At 71.6% G+C, this 21,935-nt stretch carries 22 protein-coding genes, 1 pseudogene and 1 riboswitch; of the genes and pseudogenes, 9 read left to right on the forward strand and 14 right to left on the reverse strand.

Annotation, left to right across the window (positions count from 1 at the left end; genetic code table 11):
- Positions 1-15 precede the first annotated feature (15 nt).
- Positions 16-840, forward strand: a complete 825-nt coding sequence (locus QM779_RS10080) for a hypothetical protein (RefSeq protein WP_428534757.1) — start codon at positions 16-18, stop codon at positions 838-840.
- Between the two features lie 190 nt (positions 841-1,030).
- On the opposite strand, the gene QM779_RS10085 is transcribed toward QM779_RS10080, so the two are convergent.
- Positions 1,031-1,906 carry a hypothetical protein gene (locus tag QM779_RS10085; protein WP_428534759.1) on the reverse strand — a complete coding sequence of 292 codons (876 nt, stop codon included), beginning with the start codon at positions 1,904-1,906 and terminating at the stop codon, positions 1,031-1,033.
- A gap of 227 nt (positions 1,907-2,133) precedes the next feature.
- Between QM779_RS10085 and QM779_RS10090 the strand changes: the two genes are divergently transcribed.
- The gene (locus QM779_RS10090) at positions 2,134-2,886 is read left to right on the forward strand and encodes a fructosamine kinase family protein (protein ID WP_428534761.1); all 753 of its coding nucleotides are present in this window, start codon (positions 2,134-2,136) and stop codon (positions 2,884-2,886) included.
- A gap of 530 nt (positions 2,887-3,416) precedes the next feature.
- A riboswitch (guanidine-III (ykkC-III) riboswitch) is annotated at positions 3,417-3,480 on the forward strand.
- A gap of 12 nt (positions 3,481-3,492) precedes the next feature.
- Positions 3,493-3,807, forward strand: coding sequence for a DMT family transporter (locus QM779_RS10095; RefSeq protein ID WP_428534763.1), 315 nt, complete (start codon positions 3,493-3,495; stop codon positions 3,805-3,807).
- A gap of 67 nt (positions 3,808-3,874) precedes the next feature.
- On the opposite strand, the gene QM779_RS10100 is transcribed toward QM779_RS10095, so the two are convergent.
- The 5 genes from QM779_RS10100 to QM779_RS10120 all read right to left on the reverse strand — a co-directional run bounded on the left by QM779_RS10100 (position 3,875) and on the right by QM779_RS10120 (position 8,609).
- Positions 3,875-4,123: a DUF3073 domain-containing protein gene (locus QM779_RS10100; RefSeq protein ID WP_428538396.1), complete on the reverse strand. Its 249-nt coding sequence runs from the start codon at positions 4,121-4,123 to the stop codon at positions 3,875-3,877.
- Between the two features lie 100 nt (positions 4,124-4,223).
- Complete coding sequence (purM, locus tag QM779_RS10105) at positions 4,224-5,285, reverse strand: phosphoribosylformylglycinamidine cyclo-ligase (protein WP_428534765.1); 1,062 nt, start codon at positions 5,283-5,285, stop codon at positions 4,224-4,226.
- The gene (purF, locus tag QM779_RS10110; RefSeq protein WP_428538399.1) at positions 5,275-6,771 is read right to left on the reverse strand and encodes an amidophosphoribosyltransferase; all 1,497 of its coding nucleotides are present in this window, start codon (positions 6,769-6,771) and stop codon (positions 5,275-5,277) included. Before purF ends, purM begins: the two co-directional genes overlap by 11 nt.
- Positions 6,772-6,775: 4 nt before the next feature.
- Positions 6,776-7,819, reverse strand: coding sequence for a DUF4870 domain-containing protein (locus tag QM779_RS10115; protein WP_428534767.1), 1,044 nt, complete (start codon positions 7,817-7,819; stop codon positions 6,776-6,778).
- A 91-nt stretch (positions 7,820-7,910) separates the two neighbouring features.
- Positions 7,911-8,609 carry a VIT1/CCC1 transporter family protein gene (locus QM779_RS10120; RefSeq protein WP_428534769.1) on the reverse strand — a complete coding sequence of 233 codons (699 nt, stop codon included), beginning with the start codon at positions 8,607-8,609 and terminating at the stop codon, positions 7,911-7,913.
- Positions 8,610-8,659: 50 nt separating this feature from the next.
- Between QM779_RS10120 and QM779_RS10125 the strand changes: the two genes are divergently transcribed.
- From QM779_RS10125 to QM779_RS10135, 3 genes are read left to right on the forward strand one after another with little or no spacing between them, the layout of a single operon-like run.
- Positions 8,660-10,156, forward strand: a complete 1,497-nt coding sequence (locus tag QM779_RS10125) for a succinic semialdehyde dehydrogenase (RefSeq protein WP_428534771.1) — start codon at positions 8,660-8,662, stop codon at positions 10,154-10,156.
- 7 nt (positions 10,157-10,163) lie between these two features.
- Entirely contained in the window at positions 10,164-10,943 is a 780-nt protein-coding gene (locus tag QM779_RS10130; RefSeq protein WP_428534773.1) for an SDR family oxidoreductase, read from the forward strand.
- A gap of 15 nt (positions 10,944-10,958) precedes the next feature.
- A complete protein-coding gene (locus QM779_RS10135) occupies positions 10,959-11,870 on the forward strand; it encodes an N-acetylglucosamine kinase (protein ID WP_428534775.1) in 912 nt (303 codons plus the stop codon).
- 127 nt (positions 11,871-11,997) lie between these two features.
- Here QM779_RS10135 and QM779_RS10140 read toward each other — a convergent pair whose 3' ends face one another.
- From QM779_RS10140 to QM779_RS10150, 3 genes and pseudogenes are all read right to left on the reverse strand, one after another.
- Positions 11,998-13,104 (reverse strand): hypothetical protein, encoded by a 1,107-nt coding sequence (locus QM779_RS10140; protein ID WP_428534777.1) that lies wholly within the window; start codon positions 13,102-13,104, stop codon positions 11,998-12,000.
- A 130-nt stretch (positions 13,105-13,234) separates the two neighbouring features.
- Positions 13,235-14,062, reverse strand: a pseudogene (locus tag QM779_RS10145) (phosphoribosylaminoimidazolesuccinocarboxamide synthase); the annotation flags it as partial.
- Between the two features lie 182 nt (positions 14,063-14,244).
- Positions 14,245-14,715, reverse strand: a complete 471-nt coding sequence (locus tag QM779_RS10150; protein ID WP_428534779.1) for an NUDIX hydrolase — start codon at positions 14,713-14,715, stop codon at positions 14,245-14,247.
- A gap of 213 nt (positions 14,716-14,928) precedes the next feature.
- On the opposite strand from QM779_RS10150, the gene QM779_RS10155 reads away from it, so the two are divergent.
- Both QM779_RS10155 and QM779_RS10160 read left to right on the forward strand, forming a co-directional pair.
- Complete coding sequence (locus QM779_RS10155; RefSeq protein ID WP_428534781.1) at positions 14,929-16,302, forward strand: DUF222 domain-containing protein; 1,374 nt, start codon at positions 14,929-14,931, stop codon at positions 16,300-16,302.
- Between the two features lie 153 nt (positions 16,303-16,455).
- Positions 16,456-17,496 (forward strand): DUF695 domain-containing protein, encoded by a 1,041-nt coding sequence (locus QM779_RS10160; RefSeq protein WP_428534783.1) that lies wholly within the window; start codon positions 16,456-16,458, stop codon positions 17,494-17,496.
- A 63-nt stretch (positions 17,497-17,559) separates the two neighbouring features.
- On the opposite strand, the gene QM779_RS10165 is transcribed toward QM779_RS10160, so the two are convergent.
- Entirely contained in the window at positions 17,560-17,925 is a 366-nt protein-coding gene (locus tag QM779_RS10165) for an HNH endonuclease (protein WP_428534785.1), read from the reverse strand.
- Positions 17,926-18,199: 274 nt separating this feature from the next.
- Between QM779_RS10165 and QM779_RS10170 the strand changes: the two genes are divergently transcribed.
- Complete coding sequence (locus tag QM779_RS10170) at positions 18,200-18,631, forward strand: hypothetical protein (protein ID WP_428534787.1); 432 nt, start codon at positions 18,200-18,202, stop codon at positions 18,629-18,631.
- A gap of 82 nt (positions 18,632-18,713) precedes the next feature.
- Here the strand turns inward: QM779_RS10170 and QM779_RS10175 are convergent, their stop codons facing one another.
- The 4 genes from QM779_RS10175 to QM779_RS10190 all read right to left on the reverse strand — a co-directional run bounded on the left by QM779_RS10175 (position 18,714) and on the right by QM779_RS10190 (position 21,768).
- A complete protein-coding gene (locus QM779_RS10175; protein WP_428534789.1) occupies positions 18,714-19,601 on the reverse strand; it encodes a hypothetical protein in 888 nt (295 codons plus the stop codon).
- Positions 19,598-20,158, reverse strand: a complete 561-nt coding sequence (locus QM779_RS10180; protein WP_428534791.1) for an RNA polymerase sigma factor — start codon at positions 20,156-20,158, stop codon at positions 19,598-19,600. The genes QM779_RS10175 and QM779_RS10180 overlap by 4 nt, the downstream gene beginning before the upstream one ends.
- 79 nt (positions 20,159-20,237) lie before the next feature.
- Positions 20,238-21,236 (reverse strand): hypothetical protein, encoded by a 999-nt coding sequence (locus QM779_RS10185; RefSeq protein ID WP_428534793.1) that lies wholly within the window; start codon positions 21,234-21,236, stop codon positions 20,238-20,240.
- Positions 21,229-21,768, reverse strand: a complete 540-nt coding sequence (locus QM779_RS10190; RefSeq protein ID WP_428534795.1) for a sigma-70 family RNA polymerase sigma factor — start codon at positions 21,766-21,768, stop codon at positions 21,229-21,231. The genes QM779_RS10185 and QM779_RS10190 overlap by 8 nt, the downstream gene beginning before the upstream one ends.
- Between the last annotated feature and the right edge of the window lie 167 nt (positions 21,769-21,935).

The raw sequence follows: 21,935 nt of genomic DNA on the forward strand, positions 1-21,935 counted from the left end.
ACGATCGTCGGCATCGTGCTGGCCGTCCTCGCCGGGCTCGCCGCGTCCCTGTCGGTGGTGGCGTCGTGGACGCACGCCCTGGTCAGCGACACCGACACCTTCGTCGCCACCTACCAGCCCGTGGTGAGCAGTCCCGCCGTGCAGCAGGCGCTGACGACGCGGCTGACCGACGCGGTGATCACCCAGCTGGGCCTGGGCGACAACATCCTCACCCGCACCCTCGTGACCCGGGCGGTGACCGAGGCGGCGGGCAGCGACGCGTTCGCGACCGCTACGACCGCGAGCCTGCGCCTCGCCCACTCGGAGCTCGCCGCGCAGCTCAAGGGGGAAACCGGGCGTCTGGACATCACCGACGGGGTGATCCGGCTCCCCTACGCGCCGTTCGTGGACGCGATCACGCAACGCCTCACCGACGCCGGGGTGCCGTTCCTCGACCGGCTGCCCGAGGTGACCGGGGGCTTCACGCTGGCGACGATCGACCCCCGGATCCTGCCGCTCGCGCAGTCGGGCTACCGCGTGCTCGACGGACTCTGCGGCTGGCTCCCCTGGCTGACCGCCCTGCTGGCGGCGGCCACGCTCTGGGTGTGGCCGGGGGCGCGGGGCCCCCTGATCGGCCTGGGGCTGGCCGCGCTGGGGTGGGCCGCCGTCCTGCTGGTCGGCTGGCGGGTGGCGATGGGGTTGCTCGAGGGCACGCTGGCCCCCGACCTCGCCGCCGTCGCGGGCACGGTGGCCTCCGTCACCGCGGCGCCCGTCGCCTCGCCCCTGCTGGCGATCGGCGTGACCGGCGCCGTGCTGGCCTTCTTCGCCGCCCTGGCGCGTCCGTCCACGCGACCCCTGTGAGGGGAGCGGACCGCCTCCGCCACCCAACAGCGCCCTCCGTGCCAGTTCGTGGTGGTTATCAGCCCGGTCGGCCGGACGGCTCGGACTCCGTGCCAGTCCGTGGTGGTTGTGGCGTCCTTTCGAGGCCTGAGAACGACCACGGACTGACACGCGCTCGTGGCGGCTCGAAGCACGTCGCTCACAACCACCATCAGCTGACACCCAGGGCCCTCGCCACGCGGTCGACGACCACGCCCGGACGCCAGGTGATCTCCTTCCCGAGCCAGCGGACCACCCCGAAACCCAGGTCGCGGAAGACCTGCTCCCGCTCCTTCTCCTCGAGATAGGGCTCCGGACCCGTGTACTTGACCGCCCCGTCCGCCTCGCCGATCAGGCGGTGCTCGGGCCACAGGCAGTCGGGGAACAGGACGCCGACCGGCGTCCGCACCGGTTCCTGGAACAGCGGACGGGGCAGACCGGCGAGGTGGAAGTGGCCGGCGGCCAGCGACTCGATCGGCGACTCCCGACACGGCTCGACCAGCTCGATCGCACGCACAACCCGGACGCTGCGGATCGTGGTTGCGGCGTTGGTGAGCAGCTCACGCGCGGCCGCCACCAGCCGCGGGTTCCGGTAGTCCGTCCGGCGCGGACGGGAGACGAGCTGCCCGCACGTGAGCCGCGCCGCAGCGTCGAGGAGCACCAACGCTTCGGGAAGCCCGATGCCGTCGGCGAGGTCGACCGCGGTCCGCGGGATGCTCGTCACGCGCGCCCCCGTGGGGTCACGGACCACCTGCTCCCTCGGCAGCGGGCCGTGGCGGTACACCACGCCCGGGCGCGAGGGCCGCGATCCGCCGTCAACGAGCAGGGTCACCGGACCGTCCTCCCACGGCGACCCCGCCGGGTGCGGCAGGCCGTGCCCGAGCGCAGCCGAGCCGTGGCTGATCACCGCGCGGGGATGGGCGGCCTGCTCGGCCCGCGCCCACACCAGGTGCCGGTCGACCGCCGACTCCGACCACTGCCCGGCGGCAACGAAGACGCCCGGACGCACCCTGACGAGATCACCGCTCGCCAGCCGGGTGCGCAACATTGCCGCCGTCAGCCCGCGGCGAGCAGGTCGCCCCTCGTGGTCGGTTCGCCGGGGAGGATGAAAGGTCGTGGCAGCCGCATCGACGCAGTAGAGCCGACCGGACCGGCTGGCCGGAAGACCTTGTGACACAAGTTGTGGACAACTCCCCCCGAAATCCCGCGTCGCGGGGCTACGCCGCCCCGCTGCTAGCGTCGTCGCATGTCCCTGCCGTCCGTCCGACCCCGCGCGTGACCGGCTTCACCAAGCGCGGGGCGGGCGCTCCCCCGGGCTTCTTCGAGGTGGAGGCCGCGGGGCTGCGTTGGCTGGACGTGCCGGGAGGTGTCCCGGTCGCACGCGTGTTGGACGTGGACGCCGGCAGCATCACCGTCGAGCGGGTGCCGACGGCTCCGCCGACCGCGCGGGCGGCGGCACGGTTCGGCGCCCAGCTCACGGTGACGCACGACGCGGGAGCGTCCGCTTTCGGCGTCGGCCCGGACGGGTGGAGCGGTGACGGCTACATCGGCGAGGCGCCGCTCAGCTTGCGTCCCGAAGCCACGTGGGGCGGCTTCTACGCCCGACAACGCGTCCTGCCCTACGCGCGGGCAGCGGCACGGGCCGGCTCGCTCGACCGCGAGGGACTCGCCACCATCGAGGCCCTCGCCGAAAGGGTGGCCGCCGGCGAGTTCGACGACGCCGCTCCCCCGGCGCGGATCCACGGCGACCTGTGGAGCGGCAACGTCCTGTTCACCGAGGACGCCGTGACCCTGATCGACCCCGCGGCCCACGGGGGCCACCGGATCACCGATCTCGCCATGCTCGCCCTGTTCGGCCTCCCGCACCTGCCCGACGTCCTCGCCGCCTACGAGGACGCGAGCGCGCACCTGCCGCCGGACTGGCGCGACCTGATCGGCCTGCACCAACTGCACCCTCTGCTCGTCCACGCCGTCCTCTACGGCGGCGGCTACGGCGACCAGGCCGCCCGCCTGGCCCGCCAGTACTGACGCCGTTCGATGGTGCCCGTCATCCCGGGCCTGACCCGGGATCTCCTTGACTCTGCAGGCGGCGGGGTCCCCGAGATCCCGGCTTTCGCCGGGATGACAGGGTGGTAGGCGTCATCCCGGGCCTGACTCGGGATCTCCGCACAAAGGGACCGCGACCCGAGATCCCGACCTTCGCCGGGATGACAGGGCCTCGTCATCCCGGGCTTGACCCGGGACCTCCGCACAACGGGACCGCGACCCGAGATCCCGGCTTTCGCCGGGATGACAGGGCCTCGTCATCCCGGGCCTGACCCGGGACCTCCGCACAACGGGACCGCGACCCGAGATCCCGGCTTTCGCCGGGATGACAGGGCCTCGTCATCTCGGGCTTGACCCGGGATCTCCGAGTCCGTGGTGGCGGCTGTGTCGTCGAGAGCCCGGCTTCCAGCCGGGACGACAGGGACCAGCGCGCGTCCCGCACCTCAGGGGGGTGAGGGACGCACTCCGAGCTGGTGCGGATTCGGTGGGCGGACGCGGGTGTGCGACACTCGAGGGAGCCTCGGAACGAGGCACCGGACGAGGGAGCTGTACCCGGCGAGCGACAAGACGGCCATCGAAAGGTCTGTCATGTCCTGGATCGTCCTGGTGTTCTCCGGTGTCCTCGAAGCTGTCTGGGCGGTCGCGCTCGGCAGGTCGGAGGGGTTCAGCCGTCCCGTCCCCACTGTCGTCTTCGTCGTGGCGCTGCTGATGAGCATGGGCGGGCTGGCGTTCGCGATGCGCGACCTGCCCACGGGCACCGCCTACGCGGTGTGGGTGGGGATCGGGGCGACGATCACCGTCGCCTGGGGCATGGTCACGGGCACCGAGCCGGTGACGCTGCTGCGCGTGGTGTTCCTGGCGATGATCGTCGGCGGCGTGGTCGGCCTGAAGGCCGTGCACTAGACGCGAACGAACCCGCCGGGTGGTTCAGGGAACCGTCGGCGGGCTCAGGGGTGTGTAGGACGCTGCCTCAACCGATGCGACGGTAGGCGCCGGCCTCGTCGTCCTCATCGTCGGACTCGTCGGCGTACCGGTCGACGTAACCGCCGTACTGGTCGTCCTCTTCCTCGTCCTCGGCTTCTTCCTCGGCCACGATCTCGGGGTCGTACGCGTCGCCCCGGAGCTCCCGTTCCAGGGACGAGAAGTCCGTGGAGTAGGAACGGTATTTCAGATCGCGAGCGACCTTGGTCTGCTTCGCCTTCGCACGGCCGCGCCCCATGAGGTCAGCCCCCTTCGCAGCGGTCGTAGCCGCTTCAAGATTCACTGTTTCGTCGTGAGGCCAAGGGTACCTGCTCGGGGCACCGCCGCAAAGACGACTCTCACGCCTCGATGTGCGCTCCGTGGAGCCTCACGGCGGCCGGTTCGTCGGGCGTCGCGGACACCGTTCCGGCGACCCAGGACGCGATGCCGGCGGCACCCGCCACCCGCTGCGCCTCGGCCACCGAACCGGCAGGAAGCACGAGCGCCATGCCGACTCCCATGTTCAGCGTCGCCTCGATGTCCGGCTGGGAGATCCCGCCGAGATCCTGCACCAGGCCGAAGACCGGGGACGGTGCCCAGGTGCCGCGATCGAGGTCGACGGCGACCCCGTCCGGCAGCACCCGGATCAGGTTGTTGGCGAGCCCGCCGCCGGTGATGTGGCTGATCGAGTGGACCTCCGTGGCGTCGATGATCGCGAGGAGGTCCTTCGCGTACACCCTGGTCGGGGTGAGCAGCGCCTCGCCGAGCGTCGAGCCGAGCTCGGGCACGTCCCGCTCGAGCGCCCAGCCCGCCTTGGCGAAGACGTGCCGCACCAGCGAGTAGCCGTTCGAGTGCAGGCCGGACGAGGCCAGCGCCAGCACCACGTCACCGGGACGCACCCGGTCGGCGCCGAGGATCCGGTCGTACTCGACCACGCCGGTCGTCGCGCCGGCCACGTCGAAGTCCTCCGCGTCCATCAGGCCGGGGTGCTCGGCGGTCTCGCCGCCGAGGAGGGCTGCTCCGGCCGCCGTGCAGGCCGCGGCGATCCCGGACACGATCGCAGCGATCCGCTCGGGGTGCACCTTGCCGCACGCGATGTAGTCGGTGACGAACAGCGGCTCGGCGCCCGTGACAACGAGGTCGTCCACGAGCATGCCGACCAGGTCCCACCCGATCGTGTCGTAGATGCCCAGTTCGCGGGCGATCGCGACCTTCGTGCCCACCCCGTCGGTCGAGGTGGCGAGGACGGGACGCGCGTAGCGCGCGAGCGCCGAGGCGTCGAAGAACCCGGCGAACCCGCCCAGCCCGCCGAGCACCTCCGGACGGTGGCTGGCGGCGACGGACGCCTTCATCAGCTCCACGGCCCGCTCACCAGCGACGATGTCGACCCCGGCGGCGGCGTACGCGCTCTCAGCAGCCAAACTTCCGCTCCAATCCCATCTGTTCGGCCCGGTCGGCCGGGATCGGCACCGGGTAGACACCGTCGAAGCAGGCCCGGCACAGGCGCCGCCCCGAGATGCCGGTGGACGCGGTCAGTCCCTCCAGCGAGATGTAGGCCAACGAGTCGGCGCCGATCGAGCGGCAGATCTCCTCCGTGCTCAGGCCGGGCGCGATCAGCTCGGCCCTGGTGGCGAAGTCGATGCCGAAGAAGCACGGCCACTGCACGGGCGGGGACGAGATCCGGACGTGGACCTCGGCGGCGCCGGCCTCCCGGAGCATCTTCACCAGCGCGCGCTGGGTGTTGCCGCGGACGATCGAGTCGTCGACCACGACCAGCCGCTTGCCCTCGATGATGTCGCGGATCGGGTTCAGCTTGAGCCGGATGCCGAGCTGCCGGATCGTCTGGGACGGCTGGATGAACGTCCGGCCGACGTAGGAGTTCTTGACCAGCCCGATGCCGTACGGGATCCCGGACGCCTCCGCGTAGCCGATCGCCGACGGCGTCCCCGATTCCGGGGTCGGGATGACCAGGTCGGCGTCGACCGGCGACTCCAGCGCCAGCGTCCGGCCGATCTCGACGCGGACGGCGTGCACGCGCCGGTCCGAGATCAGGGTGTCGGGGCGGGCGAGGTAGACGTACTCGAACAGGCAGCCCTTCGGGTCGGCCTCGGCGAACCGGGTGCTGTTCAGCCCGGACTCGTCGATCCAGATCAGCTCGCCGGGCTCGACCTCGCGGATCAGGGACGCGCCGACGATGTCCAGCGCCGCGGTCTCGCTGGCGACGACCCAGCCGTTGGAGAGCCGTCCCAGCACGAGCGGGTGGATGCCCTGCGGGTCCCGCGCGGCGAACAGCGTCCGCTCGTTGGAGAAGACCAGGCAGAACGCCCCCTGAAGGCGGGGCAGCACGGTCAGGGCCGCGTCCCGCAGCCCGTTCTCCGCGTGGGCGGTGAGCAGGGCCGTGACCAGGGCGGTGTCGGAGGTGGAGTCCATCCTGTTCTTGCGGGGGACGTCCGCCTCGGCCACCGACTCACCCAGCCACGCCTCGAGCTCGTCGGTGTTCGTGAGGTTGCCGTTGTGCCCGAGCGCGAGCCCGAAGTCGCGGGTGCCGCGGAAGGTCGGCTGCGCGTTGTCCCAGGTGCTCGCACCCGTCGTGGAGTAACGGCAGTGGCCGACCGCCATGAACCCGTGCAGGGAGTTCAGCGTCGGTTCGTCGAACACCTGCGAGACCAGACCCATGTCCTTGAAGACCATGATCCGCTCGCCGTTGCTGACGGCCATGCCGGCCGACTCCTGGCCGCGGTGCTGCAGCGCGTAGAGGCCGAAGTAGGTGAGCTTGGCGACCTCCTCGCCGGGTGCCCACACACCGAAGACGCCGCAGGCGTCCCTTGGCCCGGGGTCGTCGGTCCAGTCGTCACCCGGGCTCAGCACGCCCCGAAGTCTACCGGCAGCCGGACCCCGGTCCGGCAGGGGATCACTTCACCATGCGAATGGTGAACGGGTAGCGGTAGTCGCGTCCGTTCGAGGTCTGGACGGTCGCGACGATCTTGAACACCAGCCAGAAGATGCCGACGATCGGGGCGGTGATGAAGCCGATCAGGACGAACATCAGCAGGAAGCTGGCCACCATCGCGATGATGCAGGTCAGGTCGAAGTTCAGCGACTCCACGGCGTTGGCGCGGACGCGGGCGTCCTTCGGGCCCTGGATCAGCATGATCAGCAGGGGGCCGAGGAACGGAAGGCTGACCAGGCTGAGCAGCAGCGAGGACCAGTGCGCGGCAGTCGACCACGTCTGCTGGTCGGTCGCCGACAGCCCGCCACCGGGGACGAGCTGCCCGTAGGCGGGCTGGCCGAACGTCGGCTCTTGGCCGAAGGACTGGGGGCCGGAGGCAGGCTGGCCGTAGGACGGCGCGGCCGTGGGCGCGTAGGCACCGGGAGACGTGGCGTAGGGCGAGTCCGCGTACGGCGGAGCGGCGGGCGGCGTCGCGGGCTCGGGAGCGGGTTCGCCGTACGACTGGCGCGCGAGGTTCTCGACGTCGTACGCGCCGGCGGCCTGGGCGCTCCCGCTCGTCGCCTGCGGGGTCGGGGACGGGGCGGCCGGACGCGGAGCGGCCGGGTAGGGCAGCTCGAGGTCGGGGAGGTCGAGGTTGGTCGCCTGGCCGGGCTGCGACGTGGGCGCGTCGACAGCGCCCAGATCGGGTGCTACGGGCGCGACCGCGTCCGCCTCTTCCAGGTTCAGCGCGCTCGGCGCGACCGGCTCGGGCGCGTCCGGCTCGGGCGCGGGCGGGACGGGAGCGGGCTCGGCGGCGACGGGCTCCGGAGCCGGCTCGACGACAGTGGCCTCGACGGGCTCGGGTGCGGGTTCGACGACAGTGGGCTCGACCGACGGCTCGACCGCAATCGTCTCGACGGGCTCGGGCTCGGCGACGGGGGGTTCGATGGCGGCCTCCGTCGGTGCGGGCTCGATCGCCTCGACGACGTCGTCGTGCTCGGACGGGGTGCTGCTGCTCGGTTCCATGACCCCACCCTAGGCAGCGTCGACGTTCACGCCCAGCGTTCGCCGCCGAGTCCCGGGAACCCTCAGGGTGAGCCCCGACCCGCGGGGTCGCTCAGCCGATCCAGCTGCCGAGCAGGTAGCTGGCGCCCAGGCTGGCCAGGCCGATCAGGACCGAGCGGACCAGCGTCGCGGCGACCCGGGTGTGCCCGAGGCGGGAGAGCACGAACCCGGTCACCGCCAGCGAGACCACGACGGCGAGAAGGATGAACTCGTCCATCCAGGCGCCGGGGATCAGCAGCGACACCAGGACGGGGACGGCGGCGCCGAGCAGGAAGCCCAGGCCCGACCACAGGGCGGCCACCCACGGGTCCCAGCGCGTGGTCAGCTCGCGGATGCCGTACTCGGTCTCCAGCTGGGCCGAGAGGGCGTCGGCCAGGGTCAGCTCGTCCGCGACCCTCTGGGCGGTGTCCAGCGAGAGGCCCTTCGCGCGGTAGTGCTCGATGAGTTCGGCGCGCTCCTCCTCAGGGCTCAGGTCGAGCAGTCGTCGCTCCTCCGCGACCAGCTGGAGCTCGGCCTCGCGGTTCGACGACTCCTCGCCGAACTTGGCTCCGGCCACGCCGACCGCGCCCGCCACCGCGGAGATCGCGATGATCGCGTACACCTGGGTACTCGCCAGGCCGGCGCCCAGCAGCCCTTCCGCGAAGCCGGCGGTGGCCAGGATGCCGTCGTTGACGTCCACCATGTGCTCGCGGATGCGCGCGGGGTCGATCCGCCCGAATCCGCGGCCGTCCTTCGCTTCGCCGTCGGCCACGGGGTCAATCTAGGCGGCCGCGCCGTCCTGCGTCCGGCACGACGCGTAGCGTGTGCGCCATGACGCCGACGTCCACCTCGCAGCTGCGGGTCCGCCGCCCTTTCGACGGCTCCGTGCACGGCATCCTCGCCGCCTCCGGCCCTGAGGACGTGCAGGCCGCTGCCGCCAGGGGCAGGGAGGCCCAGGTGGCGTGGGCGCGGGTCCCCGTCCGTGAGCGTGCCCGGGTGATGACGCGGCTGGGCCGGCTGGTCCTCGCCCAGCGCGACCGGATCCTCGACACGATCCAGTCCGAGACCGGGAAGGCGCGGCTGAGCGCGTTCGAGGAGGTGGCGGACGCGGCGCGCGCCGTCCGCGTCTTCGCGCAGGCGGCGCCGGGACTGCTCCGCCCGGCGCGGCGGCCGGGCGCGTTTCCCGTCCTGACCCGGACCGTCGAGTACCACCGTCCGGTCGGCCTGGTGGGGATCATCACGCCCTGGAACTACCCGTTCACGCTGCCGGTGACCGACACGGCGCACGCGCTGCTGGCGGGCAACGCCGTCCTGCTCAAACCGGACTCGCAGTCCCCGTTCACCGCGCTCCTCGCCGCCGAACTGTTCGCCGCCGCCGGGCTGCCGGAGGGCCTGCTGCAGGTGCTGCCGGGCGCGGGGCGGACGCTCGGGCCGGCACTGGTCGCCGAGGTCGACTACCTGATGTTCACCGGGTCCACGCAGACCGGACGCACGCTCGCCGCGCAGTGTGCGGAGCGGCTGATCGGGTTCTCCGGGGAACTCGGCGGCAAGAACCCGCTGCTGGTCCTCGCCGACGCGGACGTGCGGGCGGCCGCGGCGGGGACCGTCCGCGCCGCCTTCGCCAACACCGGGCAGCTGTGCATCTCGATCGAGCGCGCGTACGTGGAGTCCGCGGTCTACGACGCCTACGTCGCGGAACTGGTCGCGCAGGTGTCGGCGCTGCGGCTCGGCGCCGGCTACGACTGGGCGGTCGACGTGGGCTCGCTCGCGTCCGCCGGGCAGCGGGAGAAGGTCGCCGCCCACGTCGACGACGCGGTGGCCAGGGGGGCGACCGTGCTGGCCGGGGGCCGTGCGCGTCCCGACCTCGGACCGTTCTTCTACGAACCCACCGTGCTCACCGGGGTCACCGAGGACATGGCGCTGTGCAGGGACGAGACGTTCGGGCCGGTGCTCTCGGTGTACCGCGTCGCGTCGGAGGACGAAGCGGTCGCGCGAGCGAACGACTCCCGCTACGGCCTCAACGCGAGCGTGTGGTCGGCCCGGCGCGGCCCGGAGGTCGCGGCGCGGCTGCGGGTGGGCACCGTGAACGTGAACGAGGGCTACGCGGCGGCGTGGGGCTCGCACGCGGCGTCCATGGGAGGCGCGGGAGAGTCGGGGATCGGACGGCGGCACGGCAGCCACGGACTGCTGAAGTACACCGAGCCGCAGACCGTCGCCGAGCAGCGCCTGTTCCCGATCGCACCGTTCGGCGGCCTCGACAACGCCGGCTACGCGACGCTGCTGGCCCGGGCCGTGGGGCTGCTGAACCGCCTGCCATGATGGGGCGATGAACCTCGAAGGAGCCACCCTGCTGGTCACCGGTGGCGGCAGCGGCGTGGGCCGCCAGCTCGCCGTGCAGGCGGCGGGACGCGGCGCGCGCATCGTGATCTGGGACCGGGACGAGGCCGCGGGCCGCGCGACGGCGGAGCAGATCGGCGCGGCGGCGTCCCACCAGGTCGTCGACGTCACCGACAGCGGAGCGGTCGTGGAGGCCGCACGCGCCACCGGGACCGTGGACGTCCTCGTGAACTGCGCGGGAGTCGTCTCCGGGCAGCGGCTGCTGGACGCGAGCGAGGCGCAGATCCGGCGCACGTTCGAGGTGAACACCCTCGCCCTGTACTGGACCACGCGGGCGTTCCTTCCGGCCATGCTCGAGCGCCGCAGCGGCACCGTCGTGACGATCGCCAGCGCCGCAGGGCTCGTCGGCGTGGCCCGCCAGACCGACTACTCGGCCAGCAAGTGGGCGGCGATCGGGTTCACCGAGTCGCTGCGCGCGGAACTGCGCGGGACCGGGGTCGGGACGCTGGCCGTCGAACCGTTCTACATCGACACCGGCATGTTCGCGGGCGTCCGGACGAGGTTCCCGCGGTTGCTGCCGATCCTGAAGGAGGCCGACGTGGCCGCCAGGGTGCTCGACGCGATCGAGCGGGACCGTCCGGTGCTGGCGATGCCGCCGCTGGTGCGAACGCTCCCCGTGCTGCGGGCGCTGCCGACCCGGGCGTTCGACGCGGTCGTGGACTTCTTCGGCGTGAATCACACCATGGACCACTTCGTCGGCCGGCGCTGATTAGGCTGTGCGCTCGTGAGTGGATTGTTGGCGCTCGACGCCGGTCAGACCGGGATCCGGCTGCGCTGGGAGCATGGCCAGGAACGGCTCGAGGGCGGGGCGCCGGGGGTCCTGACGGACCGTCCGCTGATGCCCCAGCTGGCCGCGGCGATCGGCGATTTCGTGACCGGCCACCGACTCTCCCCCACCGTGGTCGGCGTGGGCACGTCCGGGCTGGTCACGCCGGAGGCGACCGAACTGCTGGGTCTGGTGTCGCGCCACGGGATCAGGGAGGTCGCGGTCGCGCACGACGCCACGACGAGCTACCTCGGCGCGCTGGGCGACGCGTCCGGCGCGGTGATCGCTGCGGGCACCGGAGTGGTCACGCTGGCCGTCGGGGCGGCGTCCGTGGCGCGGGTGGACGGCTGGGGGTACCTGATCGGGGACGCGGGCAGCGCGTACTGGATCGGCAGGGCAGGCATGGACGCGGCGATGCGCGGCTTCGACGGCCGCGGCCGGCTGACACCGCTCACCGGACGCCTGCAACAGCTGTTCCCCGACCTGACGGCCGCCTACGTCGAGCTGCAGTCGGACGGCAGGAAGGTGAGTCGGATCGCCGACTTCGCCAAGGTCGTCGACGAGCTCGCCGACTCCGACCCGGTGGCGATGGGGATCATGGACGCGGCGGCTGCGGAGCTGAGTGAGTCCGTGCTCGCGGGCCTGCGCCGCGTGGAACTGATGGGCGCTGAGGCGCCGAAAGTGTGCGCGCTGGGCCAGGTGCTGCGCTCGACCCACGTCCGCGACCGGTTCACCAGCTACCTGCGCATGCAGTGGCCGGACCTGAGCCTCGCCGAACCGCTCGGCAACGCCCTGCACGGGGCCGCGCTGCTGGCGAACCTCGGCGAGGACAGCCCGCTGGCCGCGCTGGTGGCACGCGCCGAACTCTGACGGCCCCGCGCCACCGAGCCGCTCGCCCGGGGCTCGTCCCCCGTCCGCGCGTTTGCTCCCGAAAGGCGGCCTTGCTCCCGGAATTCAGGGAGCAAGGCCGCCTTTCGGGAGCGAGAAGAAGAGCAGCTCAGCCGAGCGTCACGGTGGCGCGCACCATGTTGTGGTCGGACGGGATCACGCCCGCGAAGTCTCCCGACGAGTCGAGGTTGATGACCTCTTTCCAGGCGGTCGTCTCGACGTCGCCCTTGGTGAGGATGTAGTCGAGGTGGGCGCCCAGCTTGTAGCCGCGGCCCTCGTAGGTCGTGGGGGCCTTGTTGAACTTGTTGAGGGTGAAGTACTCCTCGTTGACCGCGGTGGACGCGGTGAGCTCCGCGCTCGCGGGGATGGTCTTCGCCTTGTAGGAGTTGCCGAGGGGATCCACGAACCCGTTGGCGATGAAGGCGTCGTAGGACTTGTTGCCCACGTGGGTGAGCTTGCTGCTGGCGAGGTCGCTGCCCCAGATGATCGGCAGGCCGGACGTGTTCACGTCGGCCAGTTCGGCCGTGGCCTTCTTGACCTGCTTGACCCGGACCGCGGACTTCGACTTGCTGACGCCCGGCTCGAAGTGGGCAGTGGCGAAGATGAACTTCTTGCCGGTGTTCTGGTCGGTGAACTTCGCCCACGTCATGTAGCGGGCGCTGCCGTTGCCGATGGCGCGACTGTCAAGGCGCAGCGAGCCGCTGTCGAGCAGGGTCAGTCGGTTGGAGTTGTAGATGATCCGGGAGTCCTGGGAGGCCCCGCGGTCCTGGAATCCGCCGCACCGGGTGAAGGTGGTGCCGGTGCGCGTGCAGTTGTAGCGGACGTCATTGGTCACCTTGTACGGGCTGCCGAGCAGGCCGACGAGGTTCTCGAACTGGGACTTCCCGTCGTAGTCGCCGTAGGCCGAACCGTGCAGGAGTCCGGGCGAGGCCTCCTGGACGCCGATCACGTCGACCTTCTCGCCGAGGATCTGGCGGACGACGACGTCGGAACGGACCGCCCAGCTCTTCTCCCTGGAGTTGTTGGACTTCGCGGAGCAGTTCGCACAACGGACGTTGAACGTGGCGACAACGAGCGAGGAACTGGCGGCTGTCGTCGTGGAATCGGTGTCGTCGGCCGAAGCGGCGGGCGAGCTCGTCCAGGTCGGGACGGCGAGGAGTGCGGCGAGGGACGCCGCGGTGAGAACCCGAGCGAGACGGGTGCGAGAACTACGCATCGTGGTGAACTTCCTTGTATCCGGGGGGCCGCCGGAGTCACCAGGTTCACGGGGGGATTCCCTTAGAGACTCTCAGCTTGCGCTCAGGATAGCCCTATCCGACGTGCGATGAAAAGTCCTCCCACGAGCGACCGGTGAGGCGGGTGTAGGCCTCCAGGTAGCGGCTTCTCGTCGCTGTGACGATCGCGTCCGGCAGCGCGGGCGGGACGGAGACCCGGTCCCAGCCCGACTCGTGGGCCAGCCAGTCCCTGACGAACTGCTTGTCGAAGCTGGGCAGGCTCTGCCCGGGCTGCCAGGCCGCCGCGTCCCAGAACCGCGAGGAGTCGGGGGTGAGCACCTCGTCGGCGAGGACGAGCGTCCCGTCGGGCCGGAGGCCGAACTCGAACTTGGTGTCGGCGAGGATGATCCCCCGCCCGGCGGCGAGGTCGGCGGCCCCGGCGTAGACGGCGAGGGTGGCGTCGCGCAGACGGGTGGCGAGGTCCTCGCCGTGGAGGTCGGCGATGGTGGCGAAGTCGACGTTCTCGTCGTGCTCGCCCATCGGAGCCTTGATCGCAGGCGTGAAGACCGGCGCGGGGAGCTTCGAGCCGTCCACGAGCCCTTCAGGCAGGGGGACGCCACAGACCGAGCGGGACTGCTGGTACTCCACCCAACCGGAGCCGGTGAGGTAGCCGCGGGCCACGCACTCCACGGGCACCATGTCCAGCTTCTCGACGATGATCGCCCGGCCGGCGACCTCGTCCGGGACGTCGGTGGAGACGACGTGGTTGGGGATGAGCCCCGCCAGCTGCTCGAACCACCACAGCGACAGCTGGGTCAACACGGCGCCCTTGTCCGGGATCGGGGTGGCGAGCACGTGGTCGAACGCGGAGATCGCGTCCGTGGCGACCATCAGGATGCGGTTGTCCGGCCACGCGTACAGGCGCCGGACCTTGCCGGAGTGAATGGGGGCATCGAGCACGCCGTCAGCCTAACGTGGCTCCGCTCGGGACCACGGGGACGTCTGCGGGGCGCACGGCCTCGCCCATCGCGGCCCTCCCTCTGGAGACTGTGAGTTCACCCACCGAACACGGTGGACCAACTCACAGTCTGAGTCGGGTGACATCGCGACCGAGCGAACCCCGCCAGTGCGGGGTGAGGTCGCTACGAACGCGAGTCAAAGCCGTAGCTCACAATCGGTTCGAGCGCGCCCTGCTGGTAGCGAGACATCACGTACGACTCGTGGGGCACGACCCGGTCTGGCAGCGCAGTGATGTCGTACCAGCGCAGGTCGGCGCACTTGCCCGGCTCCCTGATGGTCGGCTCACCGCTCCAGCTCTCGGCCAGGAAGAAGTAGTCCACGCGCTGGCCGATCGGATCCTGCCCCTGGCGGCGATGCATCGCGCACAGCGGCCGCAACTCCAGGCCCGACACGCCCAACTCCTCAGCGGCCTCCCGCACCGCGGCGTCGACCACCGACTCCCCCGCTTCGACGTGTCCTGCGGCCGCGGTCGCCCAGTAGCCGTCCATGTATCCGGTACCGGACCGCAGCTGCAGGAGGATCTCGCTCACGTCATCCCGCCGGCGGACGAAAAGGACGTACGCCGCGGGAATGACCCGGAACCTCGACTGCACGCCTGCACACTACGGCGGCGGGGACAGGCCCTGCGGCCCGAGCGGTTGATCGTGATGGCGCGACCTGCCTTCGGGTCGAGGAGGATCGAGGGTCACCGCTCGCTGGAAGTGGTCGCTCATATGCTCTATTACTTTCCAGATTTCACCAGTCTTCAAGCTAGTTCATGAAGCAGTTCGGGCGAGAGTGTCAGAGGCGGGTGTTTGGATGAGGACATGGAGGCGAACGGCACCCTGATGCCGGCCGGTGACGCACTGGCCGAGATCGAGCGCGTGCTGGACAGCATCGAGCCCAACCGTGCGGAGACCGGGAGCGCCGACCGACTCGCGTGGGTGCGGACGGCGCGACGGGTGCGCGGCCGCATCGACGCCCTGTGCGCGGTGCTCACCGCCGAGGCCGATCGGGCGAAGGCGTCCGAGCACGCGGCCGGCACGCCGCTGGTGTCCTGGCTCGGCATGGGCGAGACGCTCTCCCGCGCTGAGGCCTCGGGGGCGGTGCACCAGGCGCGCACGCTCGCTCGACACCCGCTCGTGGGCGAGGCGGCGGTCGCCGGGCGGATCGGGACGGGACAGGCCCGCGCGATCGCCGGCGTCCTCGACGACCTCGCACCGGAACTCGACGCCGCGCAGAGTGAGCGGGCGGAGCAGGTGATGGTCGACCTGGCGTCGCACCTCGACGCCGCGCAACTCACCAGGTCAGCGGGCCGGGTGCTGCAGGAGGTGGCGCCTGTGGCGGCCGGGGAACTGCTCGAGGTCAAGCTCCAGCGGGAGGCGGAGCGCGCGCACCGCGAGCGGTCGCTGCGATTCTTCCGCGAAGGCGGCTCGGTGCGGTTCGACGGCTCGCTGCCCCGGATCGCGGCAGAGCGGTGGATCGCGCAGCTCGACGCGTGTGCAGAACAGGCGCGTCGCACGGCGATGGAGCGCCGCGACCCGCTCGCCGAGACCACGACGCCCGCGCAACGCAAGGCCGACGCACTGATCCAGCTGATCGAACGGGGAGCGCCGCGCGGGGGTGCCGGGCCTGCCGCTGGGGCCGTGGCGCAGGCCCCGTCCGCCGCGAGCAGGGAACCACGCCCCGCCGACGCGCGGGTGATCGTCCAACTCGACTACGAGGCGCTGCAGCGGTCGGCGGCGGGCGCCGGCCTGCTCGGATCGGGCGAGCAGCTGTCGGCCGGCGAACTGCGCAGGCTGTGCTGTGACGCCGAGATCGTCCCGGTGGTGCTGGGTTCGGCGTCCGAGGTGCTGGACGTGGGACGTGCGGAGCGGCTGGTCACGCCGGCGCTGCGCACGGCGTTGGTCGCGCGGGACGGAGGCTGCGTGTTCCCCGGATGCGATGCGACGCCGTCGGTGTGCGAGGCGCACCACATCGTGCCGTGGTGGGCCGGAGGACGCACGGCGCTGTCGAACCTCGTTCTGCTGTGCCACAGCCACCACCCGGTCGTCGAGCCCGCGCGGCACGCCGTCCGCGACCAGTGGCAGGTCCACATCGCTGACGACGAGCTGCCCGAGTTCGTCCCTCCGGCCCGGCTCGACCCTCGGCGAAGGCCGCTCCGGCACGCCCGCCACGGCCCCGCGAGAGCCGCACCGTGAGCGATGAGCTCGCGGGGCTCGACGCCCTTACCACGCGGGTCGTCGGGTCGCGCGGAGGGTCTGTCAGTATGAGGTTCGGGGCCGTACCGGCCGCTCGATTGTCCGCGATGGGCTGCGCACGCCCGCATCGCTGTGGGTAGTGAGGAGACGGTTGTGGGGTGGTTCAGCCGCCGCAGGTCGGGATCCCGCTCGTCCGCCGACGCCCGTGCTGCTGTCGCGGAGTTCTGGGAATGGTGGTCCGGGGCCGCATTCGGGATCGCCGCGGCGATTCCCGCAGGCACGGTGGAGCGGTACGTCGAGGTCATGACGCACCACGTCCACGCGATCGACCCTGGCCTGGCCTGGGAGTTCGGCCCGGGGACGAGCAGCGAGCACCGACTGACGGTCACTGCGGAGGGCGACCCTTCCCTGCGCCGGGTCGCCCGGCGATGGCTGCGCGCGGCCCCGCCTCCGGACCGGACCTGGTCGTTCCATGACATGCGACAACCGTCCGCTCTCGACTCCGTCCTTCGGGTCGGGGACGCCGAACTGATGATCGGGGATGTGCGGGTGGCCGCGACTCGGCGGGGAAGCGGTCTCGACGTGGAGGTGCACCATCCCTTGTTCGCGCGGCTCCCCGAGCAGGTGCAGACCCAGATTGCCTTCCTCAGCCTCGACACGGCCCTCGGCGAGGAGGCGGTCGAGCTGTGGATCGGGTCGATCGATCGCATGTCCCACGAACCCTCCGGCAGCCGTCCGCTGGCCGACCTTCCGGCGAAGCTGGCGGAGGTAATCGCCGACGCCACTGTTGACGGCGAAATGGGGTGGACGCTCCAGCGCGGTAACGGCCCACGCGGTCCAGTTCTCGTGTCCCGTCTCAACCGGCTCTCGCCCGTACAGGCGCCCGATCACGACGAACACGTCGCCGTCGTCGTGCCGTTCCGCGACGTGACCGAGGACGGCTGGCCCGGGACCGGGTCACTGGATGCCCTGCGTGACTTCGAGGACCACCTCGGCCGGATCTTGCGGGGGTCCGGCCAACTCGTGGCGGTGGAGACGAGCGGCGGCGTCCGGACTCTCCACTACTACGTCGACTCCACGACTCCGGCGGCCGGCCAGGTCAAGGCCGCCGTGGTGGGCTGGGATCAGGGCGTCGTCACGGTGAAGTCACAGTCCGATCCCGCGTGGAAGGCGGTCGCCGCGTTCCGAAGCTGACGCCGGCCGGCGGCCGGGTCGTCCACCAGTTCGTATCCGCTCCCTGCCCGATGTCGCCGCCGATCAGCCGTCGACGGTCGAGGCGAACTCCTCACTCAGGAGCGCCTGGATCTCGGCGTGACGCAGCAGGAAGGCGCGCTCGTCGAGGTGCTTGCGACGGATCCACGAGGTGACCTCGAGGTTCCACTTGCTGGTGTTGCAGGACGCGCAGGCGGGCACGACGTTGGCGAGGGTGTAGCGGCCGCCGTGCGAGACCGGCTGAAGGCAGTCGCGCTGCAGCGGCACGCCACTCGCACCGCAGTAGGCGCACGCGCCCCAGGCATCCAGGAGCGCGGCCCACTGATGGCTGGTCAGGTCGTTCACCACACGGCTGAGCCGGCGCTTCCTGCGCCGGGCCGCACGCGCAGCGCGAGTCCTGCTGACTGCCACCCCGGCAGCCTAGAGCGACGCCACCGGTCTCCCTGCGACGCGCGCCGGACGCAGCCTTGCGTCGGTACCTCCAGGCGGCGGCCACCTGCGCGTCCGGCCCCGTGACCGTTGGCGGCGGTGAGACGATGCGCACATGGAGGCAGAGCGGTGGCACACCGAGCGCGTCGGCCCCGTCAGGCTCTTTCGCATCCTCCGCGAGCTCAGACGGGCTGCAAAGCTCAACCGACGACCAGTGATCACGGCCGACGCTGCCCGTTCCCGGTACGAACCGCTGATGGAGTGCCTGGCCGCGGAACTGTCACAGGAGTTCGGCGTCGAGTTCCTTCCGACAAGGAGCGACCCGTCGACGCACCGCCGGCGGGTCTTCCAGACCACGCGCTGGGTGTTTCGCGGATCGCTGACCGGCGTCCCGGACTGGCACAGCCGGCTGGAGGCATCGATCCGGCGGGTGGCGGACATCGTCGATCCGGACCTGCCGTCGGACGCGTTCATCGGTGCTCCGTCGGAACTACCGCTGGAGATGTCACACCGCCGGGGGGACTGGGGCGCGGACGGCGACCCGTCCGGCGGGCCCGACGAGGACATCGAGGTCATGTTCCTGGGCGAACAAGTCACGTTCCGGGATCGGCTGGGTGGCGACGTCCTGGTCACCGTCGACCCCGACGAGACGTCCGTGTCGGCCATCGCCTCCGTCGGTCCTCACTAGACGCCCACGAGAGGACCGCCGCGGCACAACGGTCGTCGGATGCCGCCCGGTCCGTGAACCGGCCCGATGTCGAAGGATGCGTTCAACCGATGTGGAAGGTGCCGACGACCGTGGTCCCGTCCTTCGCATAGACCGGCACGTCCCAGCCGTGGGGGTACCTGGCGTCGCGTTCGGCCTGCCAGCGGACGGCCTCCTGGGGGTTCTCCGGCCGGCCCGCGTGCTCGGGGCTGAACGCCTCCAGGTCCGTGGACTTTGCGTACCCGGACACCGACTCGCCCTCCGGGCTCGTGCCGTCGACCAGGACGAGGTCGGGGGTGCCCTGCGGACCCCCACCGACGCCGTAGGTCTGGCCGTTCTCGTTGACCCCGAGCCGGGTGGGCACCTGCGCCAGGAACTGGATCGTGACGGTCGCCCGCATCCCATCTGACGGTTCGACATAGAGGGTGTCGGTGTCCGCGCCGAGGGCGAAGTCGAACCACGCGCCGCCTTGTCGCGTCTGAACGTCGGCGTCCGAGCAGACGGACGACGGGTTGTTTCCACCGGCGTCGGTGCCCCAACTGATCTCCCCGGCGGAGCCGCAGGTGACGGTCACCCGTACGTCGGTCGCGGTCTCGGGGCGTTGCGACAGGCCGATCGTCGTGCGGCGCGTCACCAGCGTGGACGACGGCGTGCCCAGCAACGAGACGATCGAGGCACCCGGCTCCACGCCCGCCGGAGCCTCAACGAACCCGTCCGCGTCCGGCGAGGGCAGCACGGACGCGGAGGCGGACGGGCCAGCTGAGGGCAGGCCGCTCGGCACCACCCCGGCAGCGAACGCTCCACCCGTCGCGCCCGCGCCGGCGAGCACACCGACCGCGACGAGCCCGGCCGCCCGCCACCACCGCCGGCGCGGAGCCCGCCGTGCCGAGGCCACGTCGACCAGGCCATCCCGGATCGCCTGCGACCGCTCCGCAGAGAACTCGCCGTTCATGATGGTTCTCCTTCCACCACAGCCGCATCGATCGTGGAGCGCAACCGGCGGCGCAGCCGCGACAGCCGCGTTTTGGCCGCGCCCTCGCTCAAGCCGACAGCCTGCGCGGACGTGGCGACCGAGAACCCCTCCACCGCGGTGAGCACGAGCAAGTCCCGATCCACCCGGCCAAGGCCCGCCATCGCCTCGCGCAACGCAGGCACACGGGCATCCTCTTCACCGGCACTCGCCGCACGAGCAGCCTCAGCCGGCTCCGGCAGCCGGGCCAGGAACGCCCGGTAGCGGCTCCGGCTGCGCCGGGCATTCCGCGCCACATTGCCCGCCGTGACGATCAGCCAGGGCAGCAACGACCCGTCCACGATCCGCACCGACTCCCGGTGCCGCCACAGCTCCAGGAACACCACCGCGGTCAGGTCCTCGGCCTCGATCGACCGGATCCCCTCCCGAAGCAGTCGGCGGAACACCCGCTCACGATGCCGGTCCCAGACCAAACCGAACCCCTCGGCCTCCCCGGACCGCACCCGCGCCCAGACCTGTTCGTCGGTCAGCACCTCCACACCCCTGTCTTGTCCGCACGCTTCCGGAAGGTGACAGTCCACCGGTGTCACTTCGCTTGTCTGCTCACCAAGCCACGGTTCACGGCTTCCAGCGGACGGCGCCGGCCGAGCAGGCAGACGTGCGAACGGCGTCACCCTCCAAGCACGCGGCGTCCACCAGACGGCGATCTCCGAGCGGCTCGGGGAGCCCGACGGCAACCTCGACGGCGTCGTTGCCGGGGCAGGTCCGAAGGCCCGCTCCGAGCGGCACCGCGTCGACCCGGATGATCACCTCGCCTGCTGCCACCGACACGACGGGCTCGAGCAACTCTCCGGTCCTGCCACCCGAGCATTCCAGCCGGGTCACGTCGATGACGACCGTCGTCGAACCCGCTGTGAGCTTCTGGGGCTCGGCGAGCACCCAGGTCGCCGTGACGCCGCGCTGGGGCGGGACCGTCGCGGTCACGGTGGGGACCGCCGGATCGGTGTCCGGCAGCGCCTGGCGGACGCTGTCTTCGAGCAGCGGGCGAATCGCGTCGTAGACCCGGCTGTAGAAGTTGCCGTCGGGGTCGTCAAGGCGCGAAGGGCGTCCGTCCTGCTCGAGGTAGACCGCGGTCGGCAGCACCCGTAGCGAGGGACGCGAGGTGTCGGCCGGCACGACCAGGAGCCCCGCAAACCCGAGATCGGATGTGGGTGCATCGCCCGGTTCGAGCAGCCCGGCCGCCTCCTGGTCGGCGAGCATCCGGTAGAGCTCGTCCGCGACCCCCGCGTCGAGGGCGACCTCGGGGTTCTCCCGTCCGGAGTACAGCTCCACCACCACGCGGTCACCGGACGCAGCCGGCGTCGCCACGGGTGCCGGCACCGCGGGCACGGTCCGGCCACCTCCCAGCCACACCACGACCCCCAGCGCCGTCCCGGCCAGCAGCGCGACCGCCGCGGCCGCGGCGAGCCACGGACGGACGGAACGCGCTACCCGTGGCCGAGCCCGCCACGTCGCCGCCCGGCGCGCGATCTCGTCGGCGTCCAGCGGTGCGGCCGCGATCTCGACGCCACTGGCCCGCGAAAGGCTGTCCCTGATCTCCTGCTCGAACTCATCCATCGGCCAGGTCCTCCTCCGCCTTCGCCCTCGCCCGCATCGCGGCGACCGCGCGGTGCACGTGCGACCTCGCCGTGGCCTCGCGACAGCCCAGCACCTGCGCGACTCCGGCATAGTCCAGGTCCCGGTAGAACCGGAGCACCACGGCGGCCCGCTGCACCGCGGGCAACTCGCCACACCACCGCCACACCCGGTCCGCGTCCACCACGCGGCCCGAGACGTCCACACCGATCGGAGCGTCAGCCAGCCGGCTCGGGTCGGCCACCGGGACGGCGCGACGACGGCGCAGCACCGACAGGCAGGCGTTCACCACGCTGCGCGACACGTACGCCTCCAGGCGCTCGTCGGCCGGGAGCCGCGTCCAGCGCGGATAGAGCGCCGTCAAGGCGTCCTGCACCGCGTCACGGGCATCGTCCCCGTCGCGCGTGATCAGCCAGGCCAGCCGGACGAGGCCCTCGGAGCGCTCCCGGACGTAGACGTCGAAGGCCGGGTGGCCGCCGACACCGACGGCCGCCTGCGCTCGCGCACCGTCCACGACCTCCACACTAGAAAGAGTCGACGCCGTCCACGTTCGTTGCAGACCTTTCGTTGCAGGCCGGTGTCCCGTCGTCCGGCGCGTCTCGGCAGGCTCGAGCGCAGGCTCGCTCCGCGCCGGGGCGGATAGCCTGTTCCCGCCGCCCGTCCTGTCGTCCCGGAGGTGCC

The sequence above is a fragment of the Propionicimonas sp. genome, assembly GCF_049840635.1.
Lineage (GTDB): Bacteria > Actinomycetota > Actinomycetes > Propionibacteriales > Propionibacteriaceae > Propionicimonas.

Coding starts and splice junctions, on each gene's coding strand:
- QM779_RS10085 (WP_428534759.1), bottom strand. CDS start 1,906: ATGTTGCGCACCCGGCTGGCGAGCGGTGATCTCGTCAGGGTGCGTCCG.
- QM779_RS10095 (WP_428534763.1), top strand. CDS start 3,493: ATGTCCTGGATCGTCCTGGTGTTCTCCGGTGTCCTCGAAGCTGTCTGG.
- QM779_RS10100 (WP_428538396.1), bottom strand. CDS start 4,123: ATGGGGCGCGGCCGTGCGAAGGCGAAGCAGACCAAGGTCGCTCGCGAT.
- QM779_RS10115 (WP_428534767.1), bottom strand. CDS start 7,819: ATGGAACCGAGCAGCAGCACCCCGTCCGAGCACGACGACGTCGTCGAG.
- QM779_RS10130 (WP_428534773.1), top strand. CDS start 10,164: ATGAACCTCGAAGGAGCCACCCTGCTGGTCACCGGTGGCGGCAGCGGC.
- QM779_RS10140 (WP_428534777.1), bottom strand. CDS start 13,104: ATGCGTAGTTCTCGCACCCGTCTCGCTCGGGTTCTCACCGCGGCGTCC.
- QM779_RS10155 (WP_428534781.1), top strand. CDS start 14,929: ATGGAGGCGAACGGCACCCTGATGCCGGCCGGTGACGCACTGGCCGAG.
- QM779_RS10170 (WP_428534787.1), top strand. CDS start 18,200: ATGGAGTGCCTGGCCGCGGAACTGTCACAGGAGTTCGGCGTCGAGTTC.
- QM779_RS10175 (WP_428534789.1), bottom strand. CDS start 19,601: ATGAACGGCGAGTTCTCTGCGGAGCGGTCGCAGGCGATCCGGGATGGC.
- QM779_RS10185 (WP_428534793.1), bottom strand. CDS start 21,236: ATGGATGAGTTCGAGCAGGAGATCAGGGACAGCCTTTCGCGGGCCAGT.